The organism is Mediterraneibacter sp. 210702-DFI.3.120 (genome assembly GCF_020561005.1).
Lineage (GTDB): Bacteria > Bacillota > Clostridia > Lachnospirales > Lachnospiraceae > Mediterraneibacter > Mediterraneibacter faecis.
This window is the reverse complement of sequence record NZ_JAJCNG010000010.1, coordinates 50,567-66,078: the sequence shown is the minus strand read 5'-3', so window position 1 is coordinate 66,078 and position 15,512 is coordinate 50,567. Positions and strand designations below refer to the sequence as shown.

Sequence of the window (15,512 nt, the reverse complement as noted above, 5' to 3'; positions counted from 1 at the left end):
CCTGATTCCCCACTTCTAATCCGTCAAACTTTCGGATTTAAGAAGAGCTGCCATTGGCAGCTCTTTCTTTTATACAACCCTGATATCATTAAATAAACTTCTTGATAAATGTCTTTCTATGTATCGGTGTCGGTCCATATTTCTTGATTGCCTCAATATGTTCTTTGGATCCATATCCTTTATGGCCTGCAAATCCATACTCTGGCATCACTTTATCATATTCTACCATCAGCCGATCCCTTGTCACTTTTGCAAGAATACTTGCCGCTGCAATAGACACACTCTTCGCATCTCCTTTAATAATCGGAACCTGCGGAATGACCATCTCCGGAATCGTCACAGCATCATTCAAAAGAATCCCTGGTTCTACTGCCAGCTTTGAAATTGCTTCACGCATTGCCTCATAAGTTGCCTGTAGAATATTAATTTCATCGATTCTCGCCGGACTTGCCATACCTACTGCCGCTGCAACCGCTTTCTCCATAATCTCATCATACAACTCTTCTCTCTTCGCAGCAGACAGTTTTTTTGAATCATTCAGATAGAGAATCTCACAATCCTTTGGGAGAATCACTGCACCGGCTACTACCGGTCCTGCCAGAGGACCTCTTCCTGCCTCGTCAATTCCACAGATAAAACTATAATCCGCATATTTTCTCTCGAATGTTTTCATTACCTCGAGGCGTTCTCTCTCCTGAACAAGTGCCTGCTGCTTCTTCCGATATCTTGCTGTCAGATTTTTTACACCTGTTCTGGAATCCGTCTCGTATTCCTGACAAAGTGCTTCCCACTGTTGTTCTCCTGCCTGTTCAAATTCTATCTTGATCTCGCTAATACTTTTACTCATGATGTATCACCCCAATTTGACTCAATGGCCACACGCGAATCCATGCCCTTCCGATCAGATCTTTTCTATGGATTAAACCAACATCGGATGCTCTGCTGTCGCTGCTGTTATTCCGATTATCTCCAAGTACAAAATATTCATCCTCACCCAGTGTTAATGGTTCTTCTGCAATGCCTGGATTCTCCATTATTTCATTCCCATAATGTTCATCCAGACGCATCCCATCAATGTAAACCATTCCGGATAAAATCTGTACTGTCTCTCCCGGCAGCCCGATGATCCGCTTAATATAATAGGTATTGTCCTGATATTGATATGGAAATACTACGATGTCATATCGTTTCGGATCTCTGAAGCGGTAAGTCATTTTATCAACAATCAGCTGATCCTTATCTGACAGTGTAGTTTCCATAGAAGAACCACTGACTTCTGTTCTCTGCCCCACAAAGGTAACCACGGTCCAGGTAAGAGCAATGATCAGTACAATATACAGAAGCCATCCAGCCAGTTCTTTTATAATTTCTTTCATATCGCATCAGTTCTCCTCTGGAAGCTCCAGTGTAAGCCTTCCAAGGCGGCCATTACGAAAATCATCCAAAAGAATTGCCGCTGCTTTTTCCACATCTAATTCGCTTCCTCTGACCAGACAGTGTCTGCTTTCTGCAATTCTTCTTAATACTTCATAATTATCTTCTGAAGATTCTATCGTGTACTTCTCTTCAAGAACTCCCGGATATGACTGATTTAAAAATTTCACAAGCTCACTTGCCAGTTCTTCTGTCTGAAGAATCTCGTCTTTAATCGAACCGATAAACGCAAGACGCAAACCTACTGTCTGGTCTTCAAACTTCGGCCAGAGAATTCCCGGTGTATCCAAAAGTTCTACATTCTTATTCAGACGGATCCACTGTTTTCCCTTTGTCACTCCAGGCTTATTTCCTGTTTTTGCACAGGCTTTTCCTGCCAGCGCATTGATAAAGGTAGATTTTCCTACGTTCGGAATTCCTACCACCATGGCACGTACCGGACGGTTCAGGATTCCACGCTTTCTGTCACGTTCCATCTTCTCCTTACATGCTTCCTGGATCACAGACTGGATCGACTTGATTCCGCCGCCTTTCTTAGAATTCACTTTCACGACAGAATATCCCTGCTTCTTGAAATATTCCATCCACTCATCATTTCTTCTGTCTTCCGCAAGATCTGCCTTATTCAAAAGAATCAGTCTCGCCTTATTCTTTCCAAGCTCATCAATGTCCGGATTACGACTGCTGAGCGGCACTCTTGCGTCAACCAACTCAATAATCAGATCGATCAGCTTAATATTCTCCTGCATCATTCTTCTGGCCTTTGTCATATGGCCAGGATACCACTGAAAATGCATTGCATTCCTCCTGTTATTTTTTCATTCTATTTTATCTTTTTACAAATCCGAAATGTTCCCCGGAGCTTACATTGAACCAGACCTTTCCATAGATCTCATCTGCCTTTACCACTCCGACCGTCTCAGATCTGCTGTCTTCGCCTGACTCTTCATTATCTCCGAGCACAAAGTACTCGTCTTTGCCAAGCTTTATCTCATCAGAAGCTATCCCCGCATCTTTTATCTCTGATACATGAATATGTTTCTTCTGCTCTTTTCCATTAATATAAACAGTTCCATCCTTGATTTGGATAGTCTCTCCCGGAAGACCGACAATCCTTCTAATTAAAAGATGAACTTCGCGGTTTCCGTCTGGTCGAAATGCCACCACAGTTCCTCTGGAAGGTGTCTTCATATCCACGATCAGACGATCTACAAGAACAACCTCTCCATTTTCAATTGTCGGACTCATGGCATCGCCCGCATTGCTTACACGATGCCCGAAAAATGCAATCAAAAGTACTGCCACCAGACAAACACACAGTATCTCTCCTGCAAGAATCAAAGAATTCTTTGTTATATGATAATTCTTCTTTTCAAACTTTAATTTCTTACTTCGGTTTGTAAATTTCAGATGATTTTTCTTCTTCATCTGCGGCTTCTTCTTTTTCTTTCTTCTGTTATTCTTTCGAAAACTCAGATTCTGCCCCATAGGTTCCTTATTTTCCTTCCCAACTATAAGAAACACGCTCCGCGAGTTTCTCAAATTATCGCGGCAGTCACCAAGGTCTCGTGCAAGCACGGACTTTGGCTCGTTGCTCGCGTAAGCTATAAGAAAAGGGACAATATACAAGTTCTGTAATTGTCCCTCTCATAGTTACTATTTTACTAATTCTTTTACCTTAGCAGCTTTACCAACACGCTGTCTTAAGTAGTTCAGTTTCGCTCTTCTTACTTTACCTCTGCGAACAACTTCTACTCTCTCAACATGTGGAGAATGTACCGGCCATGTCTTCTCAACACCGATTCCGTTAGATGTCTTTCTTACTGTGAAAGTCTCTCTTGCTCCGCCACCCTGTCTTTTCAGGACTGTTCCTTCGAAAACCTGGATTCTTTCGCGGTTACCCTCTTTGATCTTGGCATATACTTTTACTGTATCACCAACATGAAATTCAGGTGCGTTCTCCTTTAACTGTTCTGCTTCGATTTTTCTAATGATTTCGTTCATTTTGTGTGACCTCCTTAATATTTGACGTTCTTAACACTTCACTTTTGTGCCAGAGGACCATCGCGCTTCTTTTCACAACTTTTGTAGTTTACCATATCTCCGGGATTTTTTCAAGTCCCTATTTCATTTTTTCTGCTTCTTTGCGTTCCCGTTTCACCTGGCGAATCCATTTCTTCTCTTTATCCGTCAGATTGCTCTCCTTGAGAAGATCCGGGCGCCGCTCCATTGTACGAAGGATTGACTGCTCTCTTCTCCATTTTTCAATATTCGCATGATGTCCGGACAGAAGGATGGGCGGAACTTTCTTCCCTCTCCACTCTTCCGGTCTGGAATACTGCGGATACTCCAGAAGATTATCCTGAAATGACTCAAATTCTGCTGAGACATCATTGTGAAGCACTCCCGGAACCAGTCTTGAGATCGTATCGATCATGACCATTGCCGGAAGCTCGCCTCCGGTCAGTACATAATCTCCGATGGAAACATAATCTGTCACGATTTCTTCCAGAACGCGTTCGTCGATTCCTTCATAATGACCGCAAAGCAACACAAGGTCTTCCTCCTGAGCCATCTCCTCTGCCATCTTCTGGTTAAATACATCTCCCTGTGGAGAGAGATAGACTACACGCAGTGGACGCTTCTTCGAATTTTCATCCTGCAAATCACTGTTGCGCACTTCAGAACAATCCGCTGGTTCCGTTGACGTGACTTCTTCCGACTTGATGTTCTCCTGCTTTCTCTTGTCGATCTGCTCTTTCACAGCCTCATAAGCCAGATACACCGGTTCTGCCTGCATCAACATGCCTGCACCGCCGCCATATGGATAATCATCCACACTGTTATGCTTATTAAATGCATAATCACGGATATTCACTGCATTGATCGAAAGAAGTCCATTGTTGATTGCACGGCCTGTAATACTTGTATTCACACCTTGCTCGATCATCTCCGGAAATAAAGTCAATACATGGAAATTCATTACAGTAATCCCTCCATCAGATGCACTTTCATCTTCTTCGCTTCTACATCAATATCCAGAATACACTCGTGAATTGCAGGAAGCAGCACTTCTCCATGATTCTCTGAAGTAATGATATACACTTCGTTTGCTCCTGTCTCCATCACGTCTTTGAGTACTCCAAAGCGTTCCTCACTGTCATCTGTATAGACCTCCATACCGATCAGATCACCGATATAATACTCGTCCTCTTCCAGTTCGACAGCATTTTCTCTTGTTACAAAGAGACTTTTTCCTTTATATTTCTCAATATCATTGATATTATCAATGCCCTTGAATTTCACAATTACAAATTGCTTGAAAAAACGAACAGACTGAATCTCAAGATCCAACTTTTCCCTTCCTGTATCAAGGACAACATTTTTCAATGTCTGAAAACGCGCAGCATCATCCGTTGTCGGGAATACCTTAACTTCACCACGCAGACCATGTGTGGAAGAAATCACTCCCACCTGAAGAAATTGTTCCATTCCTGATTCCTTTCTTATGAAACTATGAGAAACACACTTCGCGAGTTTCTCAAGTTATCGCGGCAGTCGCCAAGGTCTCGTGCAAGCACGGACTTTGACTCGTTGCTCACGTAAAAAGAAAGGGGCAGTCTCTTCTTTATGAAGGCTGTCCCTTTTTTAAGCCCTGCTTTACCAAGCAATGACTCTGTTACTTTTTTCTTTCGTCCTGATACTGTTCTTAAACAATATCGACAACGACTTTCTTGTCTTCCTTTGTTGCTGCTGCCTTAACAACAGAACGGATTGCTTTTGCAATACGACCCTGCTTACCGATCACTTTACCCATGTCGCCATCTGCTACATGAAGTTCCAGTACAGTAGTTCTGCCTTCCTTTTTCTCAGTAACTGAGACTTCATCCGGCTGATCTACCAGTGCCTTTGCAATAACTTCAACTAATTCTTTCATGATACTCGCCCTCCGCGGAGACATCGTTATTTATCTGTAGCTGATCACTCAGCTACAGACATTACTCATACAGATTCGATTATTTCTCGATTCCTGCTGCTTTGAAGATCTTTCCAACAACTTCTGTTGGCTGAGCACCATTGTTGAGCCATTTCTTAGCTGCTTCCTCGTCTACTTTGATTGCGCTTGGCTCAAGGTTCGGATCGTATGTTCCGATTTCCTCGATGAATCTTCCGTCTCTTGGAGATCTAGAATCTGCTACTACGATTCTGTAAAAAGGAGCCTTCTTCTGTCCCATTCTCTTTAATCTGATCTTTACTGCCATTTTTTTCACCTCATAATTTTTCTTAATTTTTTGTTATTGTTTCATTTATATGTCAAAAGGGAAGCTTGAATTTGCCCCTTTTTCCACCTTTGCCACCCATCATTCCAGGAAGTTTCTTCATCATCTTTCTGGATTCGTTGAACTGTTTTACCATACGGTTCACATCTGCAATATCCACACCTGCACCCTTGGCAATTCTGTGCTTTCTGGATGGATTCAGCAGATCCGGGTTTCTTCTCTCTTCCAAAGTCATGGAGTAGATGATTGCTTCCATCTGAGCCATCTTCTTCTCATTCTCTTCGGAATCAAGATCAGGCATCTTACCTCCGAGATTACCCATTCCAGGCAGCATTCCCATGATGCTGGACAAACCGCCCATCTTACGCATCTGTTCCATACTGTCAAGATAATCTTCAAAGTCAAACTGAGCTTTCTTCATCTTATCAGCCATCTTCTTGGCTTTCTCTTCATCAAGCTCAGCGCCTGCCTTCTCAATCAGGGAAAGGACATCTCCCATTCCCAGAATTCGAGATGCCATTCTGTCCGGATAAAACTGCTCCAGATCTGAAAGCTTCTCTCCCATGCCGACATAAAGGATCGGTCTTCCTGTCACTGCCTTGATAGACAGCGCAGCACCGCCTCGTGTATCTCCGTCAAGCTTTGTGACGATCACACCGTCGATTCCAATCTTATCGTTAAAGGAACTTGCTACATTCACCGCATCCTGTCCGGTCATCGCATCGACAACCAGGATGGTCTGATGAACTTCCACAGCTTCCTTGATCTCCTGAAGCTCTGCCATCATATCTTCATCTACATGAAGACGTCCTGCAGTATCAAGGATCACAATATTGTTACCATTCTTTGATGCATGCTCAACTGCTGCCTTCGCAATATCCGCCGGCTTATTCTTGTCTCCCATGGAGAACATCTCTACGCCCTGCTTCTCTGCGTTGATCTCCAACTGCTTAATTGCAGCCGGACGGTAAACATCACATGCTACCAGAAGTGGTTTCTTACCTTTTAACTTAAACTTTCCTGCAAGCTTTGCAGTTGTTGTTGTCTTACCTGCTCCCTGAAGACCTGCCATCATGATCACTGTGATCGCACTGCCCGGTTGAAGCTTGATCTCTGTTGTCTCAGATCCCATAAGCTTAACCAGCTCTTCATTAACGATCTTGATCACCATCTGTCCCGGATTCAGTCCGTTCATCACATCCTGACCAACAGCCCTCTCCTGAACATCCTTTATGAAGCCCTTAACAACCTTGAAGTTTACATCTGCTTCAAGAAGCGCCATCTTAACTTCCTTCAGAGCTGCCTTAACATCATCCTCTGTCAGTCTTCCCTTGCTTCGCAGGTTCTTAAATACATTCTGAAGTTTTTCACTTAAGCTGTCAAATGCCATTCTATAACTCCTCTATGATCGCATCCGCAATCTTACGGATCCGCTTCACCATCTCTTCCGGGTCATTCTTCTCGCATTCCCACTCTGCAAGTGTATCATCAATCTTACTGACCTTCTCCTTCACGGAAAGGAACTTCTCTACAAGATGAAGCTTCATCTCATATCCTTCCAGTGTCTTCTGACACCGCTTCACAAGATCATGTACACCCTGGCGGCTGATCCCCTTCATTTCAGCAATCTCACTGAGCGAAAGATCTTCCAGCGCGAACTGCTCATAAATCTCCTTTTGATGATCTGTAAGCAATTCCCCGTAGAAATCAAACAATAATGCCTGCTCTAAAAACTTATTCATTATCTTCACCTCTGCTATCATACACGAAACGCAAGATGGTGTCAAGTGTTTTTTCTTTACAGTTTGCCATGCGATAAAAAAGTTGATGGCTCACGTTATAAGCTCGCTTATATAAGAGAGCCGGCAACTTTTTTATCATAGGGCGGACGCCCTTAAGCGAAAGAGCTTGCTCTTGAGCTTACCACATGGCAAACGGATGTTTTGTCATCTCAGTGTAGACATCTTTATCACTAATTTAGTATCAGGCATATAATAAAGAAAAAACAAAGGCTTTTCCTTCATGAAATGGGTAAAACAATCCATTCACTACTGGTGTCCGGACACAAAGGAACACAAATTTCTCGGACAAAATGTCACTGTTGCTATTCTTGATACCGGAATTTCTCCTCATCCTGATTTTAAAGGTCGTATCCTTTCTTTTCGGGATTTTTCCAGTACCACTGGTTCTTCCGAAAAAGTTCTTTTTTCTTTCTCTCATTTCTCCCCTCTCATCGACAATAGTGGACACGGAACCCATGTAGCCGGAATTCTTGCGGGAAGCGGACTTCTCTCTTCCGGAACTTATGCCGGAATCGCTCCCTTCTGCAATCTTATTATTGGGAAAGTATTGGATCAGAATGGAAACGGATCTATCAAAAATGTCATAAATGGAATTCAATGGATCCGTGATATCTACACGCAATTCCATATCCGGATCATTAACATTTCTGTAGGTACACGACCGGATCTTTCCATTCATCAAAAACTTCTTTTATTGAATGCTGTAGAATCCCTCTGGGATCTTGGGCTCGTCGTAGTTGTCTCTGCCGGCAACTACGGACCTGCTCCCGGTTCCGTCACAGTTCCCGGAAGCAGCCCAAAAGTTATCACTGTTGGTGTTCCCGACACTTTTCCTCTGATCCACACCCAAAGGCATCCTCTCAATTATTCCGGCCGCGGTCCTACAGATGACTGCATTGTCAAACCTGATGTTTTTGCCCCCGGCACAGGAATTGTAAGCTGCAATGCCTTTTACTCTCAATTTCCAAATGCTCCGCCTTATCTTTCCAAAACAGGAACATCCATGGCTGCTCCTGTTGTTTCCGGTGCAATTGCCTGTCTTCTTTCAAAATACCCGTTTCTCACCAATGCAGAAGTCAAATTAAAACTTCACACTTCCTGTGTACAGATTCCGGGAACTGAATCCGGCTGGGGAATTTTAGATTTTTCCCGGCTGCTCGAATAATTTTTGCCACTTCACATCTTTATCACTACAAATAATTTCTCATCTCACATTTTCTTTTTCTCCGCATACTATAACATTGTAAATCAAAAAATCTTTCGGAGGATTTAACAATGAGTGAATTAACAGCTACAAACTGCGGATGCGGTTGTGACAACGGATGTGCAAACAGCTGCGGCTGTGGCGGAAACGGAAATGGATGCGGACTGAATAACTCCTGCCTGTGGATCATCCTTCTCCTCTGCTGCTGCGGTGGCTGGGGTGGTAATGGTTGTGGCGGATGTGGTAATGGCTGCGGCAATGACAGTTGTCTGTGGATCATCCTTCTTCTTTGCTGCTGCGGCGGATGGGGCAATAATGGCTTCGGATGCGGCGGTTGCGGTAATGGCTGCAACTGTGGCGGATGCTGATATCTGTTCCTTCTTCCACTTCAGAAGGGGCATGCGGAAAAACCGCATGCCCCTTCTGGCTTATCTTTTCAAACGATTCGGTTTTCCGGTAACAACACTCTGTTCCGCTCTCTTCTCGTCTGATGTTATCTTCTTTTCTTTCAGTTCTCCAAGCTTTTTCTTTAACATACACTTCTCATCAATTTCATATACTGCATTCCCATCAATAATTAACTTTCTGGACATTTTCGTTTTCCTTTCCTCTTCTTATTATTAAGATATGCCCCTGATTACAAAAGGTCTTTAATTCAGTATACGCATAATCCGATTTTTCACACATCTATATTCATGAACAGGAATATATTTTTTCTGCATTTCATATATATGTATCAGTTCAGCTGAAAGTCAGGAGGGTTTATTTTTTTGAAAACACCGACGCCTATGACCCCCTTTGACGAAGCAACTGCTTCCGGACTTCGCATGCTGAAACTTTTCCTTCCTCTTTTCCCGCCAGCTACACAGAGCATGCTTGCCGTCTTCATTAAATTCATCGAACTGCAAAATGTTCTTCACCATCAGGCTCCTGTCAGTTATGATGCACTTTCTGCCTGTGACTTTTCTTCTGGACGAGGAATAGAAAGTCTTTTTCAAGACAACGCAGATTCTATTTTTGACCATCTGTCACCTTATCTCACATCAGAAGAAAAACAGCTCTTTTCTACTTTCAAAAACATAAAAGAGATGATGTCTATGGCAGATATGTTTACACAATTCTTTTCATCTGCTCCACCTTCTGATGAAGAGCCAGAAGACACTATAAACAATAACTCACCGAAAGGAGATCTTAACAATGGAAAACTGGATGAACCATCCTGCAATGAAAACGATCGATCCGCTCAAGCTGGAACTGATCAGGACAGCCGCGAAACAGACGAAAGGAAAATCTGGAAATGAACTTGCCCCGGTCATGCTCGCACTTATCACAAATGCAAACCGACAGGGACTTCGTTTCAATCCGGATGAAGTTTCATTAATTCTTGAAGTATTAAAAGAAGGTAAAAGCAAAGAAGAACAAAAGCAAATTGACCGCATGATGGAAATGACCAAAAATATCTTTCGGAAACATTTTAAATAAAATCAGAATCACTCTCTTCGCCTTTGCAGTCTTATTTCTCTTCTTTTCTCTATACATTTCCATCTGCATCAGTTAAAATACAAAGGATGACTTGTCTGGAAACAGACATTATTTATAAATGGAGAACGATATATGCAGAATATTAAATTAACACTCCAATATGACGGTACACGTTATCTTGGTTGGAAACGCCCGGAAAAAGACCACAATGATCGCACAGTATCTTATAAAATTGAAAATGTATTAGAAAAAGTAACAGGAACTCCTGTCACTTTATTTTCCGGATTCCGAACAGAACCGGGAGTTCATGCTCGGAATCTCACAGTCAATTTTCTTACGGAAAGCCAACTGACTCCTGCAGAATTTAAAACTGTTCTGAACCAGTATCTTCCACAGGATATTGCCGTTTTAGATGCAGTATCAACACCCGAACGCTTTCGAGCAGACTTAAATGCACGCGAGATCACTTATGAATATGCCATGGATTTATCACCGATCTATGACCTGTTCCACAAAAACTATCGCGGTCGATTAACTGATCTGTTATCAGATTCATTATTTGATCTGCCACCTGAACAAACAGCAGAACTTCCAAATATTCTTCTTATGGAAACCGCTGCCCACTCATTACTTGGAACGCATGATTTTAAACATTTCTCTTCGATTCGAAAAAAGAAAGGAACCGAAAAAGAAATAAAAACAATTACTTTTGTCACAGAAGAGTCTACGCTTTATATTCGTATGACAGCCAATGATTTTCTCTATCAGATGGCTCCATTTATTCTGGGAACGCTTTTGGATATCGGCATAGGGAAAAGACCCGTCGAATGTATCAATGCGATCCTGAAAGGAAAGGAAAAGCCTTCTGCATCCTGCGACACAAAAGGCTTGATCTTATACGATATTGTTTATTAATTTTTGAGTAATACGAAAAAGACTCTCAATTTCCATATTACCGAGGTGGTTTTACATTGTCTTAAGTGCAACACTTAAAATATGTTTCGCACAGCGTTGTAAATCTGCTTTGGTAATTTCTTTTCCTTCGTTCACTGCTTCTACGATATCATCCACATTCTGCTGACATCCCGGCATCTGAAGGTCATTTCCTGCTTTAATGCACTGTACACTGCTGGAATGACTATATTTTCCGGATGGTGATACCATTCCCATCTCTGTTGTATCCTGTGAAGTATACCAGTCTGTCATCACAAGACCTTCAAATCCCCACTCATCACGTGCGATGTTCTGCAGCATGTCATAGTTGTTTGCTGAATGAACTCCGTTGATCAGATTGTAGGAAGTCATGATCGCATATGGCTGAGCTGTCTTTACCGCAATCTCAAATCCTTTCAGATAGATTTCTCTCAGCGCACGCTCGCTGATATGTGCATTCGTAAACATACGGTTGTCTTCCTGATTATTTCCTGCAAAATGTTTGATTGTTGTTCCCTTTCCTTTTTGAGACTGAACACCTTTCGTCTCTGTTGCAGCACAAAGACCTGTCAATACAGGATCCTCAGAATAGTATTCGAAGTTTCGTCCACAAAGCGGATTACGATGAATATTCATGCCAGGTGCGAGCCATAGATCTACATGTAACTGCTTCATCTCTTCTCCGACAAGCTCTCCCATTCTATGAATCAGATTCATATCCCAGGATTGTGCCAGTGTTGTTGCGATTGGAATGGCAGTACAAGGTGTCTCTAAACGAAGCCCTGCCGGTCCATCTGCCTGAATAAGATTCGGCACTTTTCGTGTTTCAAGTAAACTGGAAGTGGTGTCTCCTGCTGCTCCCGGCACACCGGAGGATGCTGAACCAATTACATTTCCGTCGCCATTTTTTCTCTCTGTTCCAACACAAAGTTCTGCCATTTCTTCCACGGTAAGCTGCGCTGTCAGTTCATCCAGAGTCGCGTTGCCTGCTTTTACATCTTCCAGCGTCAGAACTTCATCTTTCCTCTTATCCATAAGTGTCCTGCGCATCACTTCATATTCTACAAGTTCTTTCTTAAAGTTCTCTGCCTGAAGCATAATTCTAAATGGAATCGCCGGAACACCGAAATCAAATTCAATATCGAAAATCGGAATCATATGGTGAAGCTCTCTGACTGCAATTGTATCACGCATCAGACGTTTCAGTTGGAGTGTTGTCACCTGCTCATCAAGGTCGATGACTGCCACAGCCTCCGTATTACGTGAACTGTTTCCTACGCGGATCGTGTATTCCCCTTCTTCCATAACCCAGGTCGCATCATATGCATCAAAAGATGCCATATCTGTCGTTGCAAATGTGATCGTCACGACATCTTTTTCTCCCGGTGCAAGCAATTTAGTCTTAGCAAATCCTGCAAGTTCCTGTGTTGGTTTCTCCATGATTCCATCCGGTGCGGAATAATAAACCTGAACAACTTCTTTTCCAGGATATTTGTCACCAATGTTCGTAACCTCAACTTCAACCTGTACCTGCTTTTCATCTGCTGTTACATTCATTGTTTTTATTTCAAATTCTGTATAGCTTTTTCCATATCCAAAGCAATATAGAGGCATCACACCAAACGTATCAAAATAACGATATCCTACATAGATTCCATCACTGTAATATTCGTCGTCAAGATTTCCATCCCTGTGGCTAAATGTTGCAGATGACGGATAATCCTCATAAGATCTTGCCCATGTATCAGTCAGCTTTCCTGAAGGAATCGTCTTGGCAGTCAGCACATCAGCAACTGCATAACCTCCCATATTTCCTGTCTGTCCCACAAGCATAATTGCCTGTACACCTTCAATTGCCTTCAATGAAGTCAGATCAATGACTCCACCTACATTCAAAAGAACAATACAGTTCTTATAGTGTTCTGTCATAAAACGGATATTCTGAAGTTCTCTGTCGCTGAGATAATAATCTCCCTTCTCTGCCCTGCGGTCTTTTCCCTCACCGGAATTTCTAGAAATTACATAAATTGCCGCATCCGCTTCTTTTACATCCACTTCTGTAATCTCCGGCTGTTCCGGTTCCTCAAAAGGGTTCTCGAAGGCATATAGCATCGATGGTTTTCCTGTTTTCTCTGTAAATTCATTTAACTTTTTCGCATACGCTTCCTGCGCATCCGCATAAAGTCTGTCATACTGATCCAGCCAGCCTTCTGTTACAAATTTAAATCCTGCACGCTCAAGCCCTTGTGCAATCGAAATGTTTTCACGTATATTTACATCACCGGATCCTGTTCCACCTTTGATCGTATGTCTTGCTCCTGTTCCGAATAATGCAATCTTCTTTGTACCAGCCTGAAGTGGAAGGACTCCGTCATTTTCCAAAATTACCATACACTCGCCTGCGAGACGGCGCACTTCTTCCTGATGTTCTATCTCATAATTCTGTATTTCATCTGTTTTTAACGCATCTATCTGTGTCATATACAATCTCCCTCTTTTCTGTCGATTATTATAATTGTAATAATAGAAACGTCAAATGTCCACCCCCTAAAAAATGATCTTTTTCACGCTGTCCTCTCGCCTTTTATTATTTTTGTTAATATCTACTATACCAATCGATTATCTTCCGGAAATATCGATAAATTTTAACAAGTTTTTTCTCTTTACAGGTTGTGTGTGAAAGTTTTTATGGTATAATTATTCGTATGAACATAGGTGTCAGGTTTCGCTATTTCCTGATACCTTTTTCAAATCTTACTAAAGGAAAGAGGGAGATTTTATGCAGTCAAACATTATCGTAACCGCTGTTGTTGTTGTTTATCTTCTTGTTATGTTATTGATCGGTTATCTGTCATCTAAAAAGATTGAATCCAACACAGACTTCGTTGTTGCCGGAAGACGACTCGGACCGTTTTTGATGGCCGGAACGCTTGCTGCTACTGAGATCGGAGGAGGAAGTTCTCTCGGTGTTGTTCAGCAGGGCATGGAAAGTCACGGACTCAGTGCCGCATGGTACATTATCACAATGGGATTTGCTTTTGTGATCCTTACATTCCTTGCACCAAAATTCCGTGCTGCGATGGTTAAAACCGTTCCTGAATATTTCCGCCGTCGTTATGGAAAACCTTCAGGAATCATTACATCTTTGATCATGTTCGTTCCATTGATCGGACTGACAGCCGGACAGTTTATCGCATCATCCGTTATTCTGTCTACTATGCTGAATCTGAATTATAAAACAGCCGTTCTGATCGTAGGTGTCGTTGTAACAATTTATGCGATCATGGGTGGTCTTTGGAGTGTTACACTTACTGACTTTGTTCAGGTATTCCTGATCGTGATTGGAATGATCATCGCACTTCCATTTGGAATGAATCTTGCCGGTGGATGGGACAATGTTGTAGCTAATGTTCCTGCTGAAACATTTGACATGTTTAAAGGTTATAATGTAATGGATGTTATCAGTTTAACAATCATGTATGTTGCTACATTTACTGTAGGACAGGAAGCTGTATCCAGATATTACGCTGCAAGAGACGGAAAAGCAGCAAGACAGGGATCTGTCCTTGCTGCGATTGTAAACTTTATCTACGCTTTTGTTCCGACACTTATGGGAATCATCGTACTTGCACTGATCAACATGGGCAAATTCAATGCTGCGGACTTCCAGGATGTTGGTGCCCGTTATGCACTTCCGGTTCTTGCTATGGAAGCAATGCCGGCAATTATCTGCGGATTGTTATTTGCAGGTATCGTATCTGCCACAATGTCAAGTGCTGACTCAGACCTTCTTGGTGCCGGATCGATCTTTGCAAATGATATTTACAAGATTGTGATTAAGCCTAGCGCATCTGATAAAGAAATCATGATCGTAACTCGTGTTACAATGGCAGCTGTAGGTGTTTTTGCTACTCTGATTGCATTATTTAATACTTCAAGTATTGTTACAATCCTGATGTTTGCCTTCACCCTTCGTGCCGCAGGTTCTTTCTTCCCATATGTTCTCGGACATTACTGGAAAGGAGCTTCCCAGGCAGGAACCATGGCTTCTCTGATCGCCGGAACTATTGTTGTAGTATATCTGGAGCATATTTCCAAAGGAAATCTGTTCGGTCTGCACTTCAATCAGCCGATCGTACCTGGACTGGTTGCTGCGTTGATTGCATTCCTTATCTTCTCACTGGTTATGCCTCCAAAGAAGCAGACAACAGAGCTTGCACCTGAAGAGTAATTCTTGAGAATCATACACAAAGCATAAATCTATCAGGATATTAAAGATCAAATTTAAAAAATAGCAGACATAAGAAACAGCAAGGCTACTGCCAAAAGCATTATTATTAAAATGCTTTCCCGACAGTAACCCTGCTGTTTCTATTT

Annotated in this window: 19 protein-coding genes; 6 read left to right on the top strand and 13 right to left on the bottom strand. The window is 42.3% G+C overall.

The window, feature by feature from the left end; genetic code table 11:
* Positions 1-88 precede the first annotated feature (88 nt).
* From LI162_RS07105 to ylxM, 11 genes are all read right to left on the bottom strand, one after another.
* Positions 89-847 (bottom strand): ribonuclease HII, encoded by a 759-nt coding sequence (locus LI162_RS07105; RefSeq protein ID WP_227156152.1) that lies wholly within the window; start codon positions 845-847, stop codon positions 89-91.
* Complete coding sequence (gene lepB / locus LI162_RS07100) at positions 840-1,376, bottom strand: signal peptidase I (RefSeq protein ID WP_117498159.1); 537 nt, start codon at positions 1,374-1,376, stop codon at positions 840-842. The genes LI162_RS07105 and lepB (LI162_RS07100) overlap by 8 nt, the downstream gene beginning before the upstream one ends.
* 6 nt (positions 1,377-1,382) lie before the next feature.
* Positions 1,383-2,231, bottom strand: a complete 849-nt coding sequence (gene ylqF, locus LI162_RS07095) for a ribosome biogenesis GTPase YlqF (protein WP_020436872.1) — start codon at positions 2,229-2,231, stop codon at positions 1,383-1,385.
* Positions 2,232-2,262: 31 nt separating this feature from the next.
* A complete protein-coding gene (lepB, locus tag LI162_RS07090; RefSeq protein ID WP_020436871.1) occupies positions 2,263-2,922 on the bottom strand; it encodes a signal peptidase I in 660 nt (219 codons plus the stop codon).
* A 168-nt stretch (positions 2,923-3,090) separates the two neighbouring features.
* Positions 3,091-3,438, bottom strand: coding sequence for a 50S ribosomal protein L19 (gene rplS, locus LI162_RS07085; protein ID WP_020436870.1), 348 nt, complete (start codon positions 3,436-3,438; stop codon positions 3,091-3,093).
* Positions 3,439-3,556: 118 nt separating this feature from the next.
* Entirely contained in the window at positions 3,557-4,417 is an 861-nt protein-coding gene (trmD, locus tag LI162_RS07080; RefSeq protein WP_020436869.1) for a tRNA (guanosine(37)-N1)-methyltransferase TrmD, read from the bottom strand.
* On the bottom strand, positions 4,417-4,926 hold the full coding sequence (rimM, locus tag LI162_RS07075; RefSeq protein WP_015529520.1) for a ribosome maturation factor RimM: 510 nt from the start codon (positions 4,924-4,926) through the stop codon (positions 4,417-4,419). Before rimM ends, trmD begins: the two co-directional genes overlap by 1 nt.
* A gap of 217 nt (positions 4,927-5,143) precedes the next feature.
* Positions 5,144-5,371, bottom strand: coding sequence for a KH domain-containing protein (locus LI162_RS07070; protein ID WP_020436868.1), 228 nt, complete (start codon positions 5,369-5,371; stop codon positions 5,144-5,146).
* 79 nt (positions 5,372-5,450) lie between these two features.
* Complete coding sequence (gene rpsP, locus LI162_RS07065) at positions 5,451-5,696, bottom strand: 30S ribosomal protein S16 (protein ID WP_015529518.1); 246 nt, start codon at positions 5,694-5,696, stop codon at positions 5,451-5,453.
* Between the two features lie 52 nt (positions 5,697-5,748).
* Complete coding sequence (ffh, locus tag LI162_RS07060) at positions 5,749-7,104, bottom strand: signal recognition particle protein (protein ID WP_227156150.1); 1,356 nt, start codon at positions 7,102-7,104, stop codon at positions 5,749-5,751.
* Between the two features lies 1 nt (position 7,105).
* A complete protein-coding gene (ylxM, locus tag LI162_RS07055; RefSeq protein ID WP_055147382.1) occupies positions 7,106-7,456 on the bottom strand; it encodes a YlxM family DNA-binding protein in 351 nt (116 codons plus the stop codon).
* Positions 7,457-7,736: 280 nt separating this feature from the next.
* On the opposite strand from ylxM, the gene LI162_RS07050 reads away from it, so the two are divergent.
* Both LI162_RS07050 and LI162_RS07045 read left to right on the top strand, forming a co-directional pair.
* Positions 7,737-8,681, top strand: coding sequence for a S8 family peptidase (locus tag LI162_RS07050; RefSeq protein WP_155204645.1), 945 nt, complete (start codon positions 7,737-7,739; stop codon positions 8,679-8,681).
* Between the two features lie 110 nt (positions 8,682-8,791).
* Entirely contained in the window at positions 8,792-9,088 is a 297-nt protein-coding gene (locus tag LI162_RS07045; protein ID WP_015529512.1) for a hypothetical protein, read from the top strand.
* Positions 9,089-9,148: 60 nt separating this feature from the next.
* Here the strand turns inward: LI162_RS07045 and LI162_RS07040 are convergent, their stop codons facing one another.
* Entirely contained in the window at positions 9,149-9,313 is a 165-nt protein-coding gene (locus LI162_RS07040; RefSeq protein WP_020436864.1) for a hypothetical protein, read from the bottom strand.
* A gap of 177 nt (positions 9,314-9,490) precedes the next feature.
* Here LI162_RS07040 and LI162_RS07035 point away from each other — a divergent pair, with 177 nt between their 5' ends.
* From LI162_RS07035 to LI162_RS07025, 3 genes are all read left to right on the top strand, one after another.
* Positions 9,491-10,021: a hypothetical protein gene (locus LI162_RS07035; RefSeq protein WP_155204647.1), complete on the top strand. Its 531-nt coding sequence runs from the start codon at positions 9,491-9,493 to the stop codon at positions 10,019-10,021.
* Positions 9,918-10,202, top strand: coding sequence for a hypothetical protein (locus LI162_RS07030; RefSeq protein ID WP_227156148.1), 285 nt, complete (start codon positions 9,918-9,920; stop codon positions 10,200-10,202). Before LI162_RS07035 ends, LI162_RS07030 begins: the two co-directional genes overlap by 104 nt.
* A 132-nt stretch (positions 10,203-10,334) precedes the next feature.
* Positions 10,335-11,117 (top strand): tRNA pseudouridine synthase A, encoded by a 783-nt coding sequence (locus LI162_RS07025; protein WP_055157256.1) that lies wholly within the window; start codon positions 10,335-10,337, stop codon positions 11,115-11,117.
* A gap of 51 nt (positions 11,118-11,168) precedes the next feature.
* Here LI162_RS07025 and LI162_RS07020 read toward each other — a convergent pair whose 3' ends face one another.
* On the bottom strand, positions 11,169-13,616 hold the full coding sequence (locus LI162_RS07020; RefSeq protein ID WP_227156146.1) for a glycoside hydrolase family 3 protein: 2,448 nt from the start codon (positions 13,614-13,616) through the stop codon (positions 11,169-11,171).
* 298 nt (positions 13,617-13,914) lie between these two features.
* On the opposite strand from LI162_RS07020, the gene LI162_RS07015 reads away from it, so the two are divergent.
* Positions 13,915-15,366, top strand: a complete 1,452-nt coding sequence (locus LI162_RS07015; protein WP_227156144.1) for a sodium:solute symporter family protein — start codon at positions 13,915-13,917, stop codon at positions 15,364-15,366.
* Positions 15,367-15,512 lie beyond the last annotated feature (146 nt).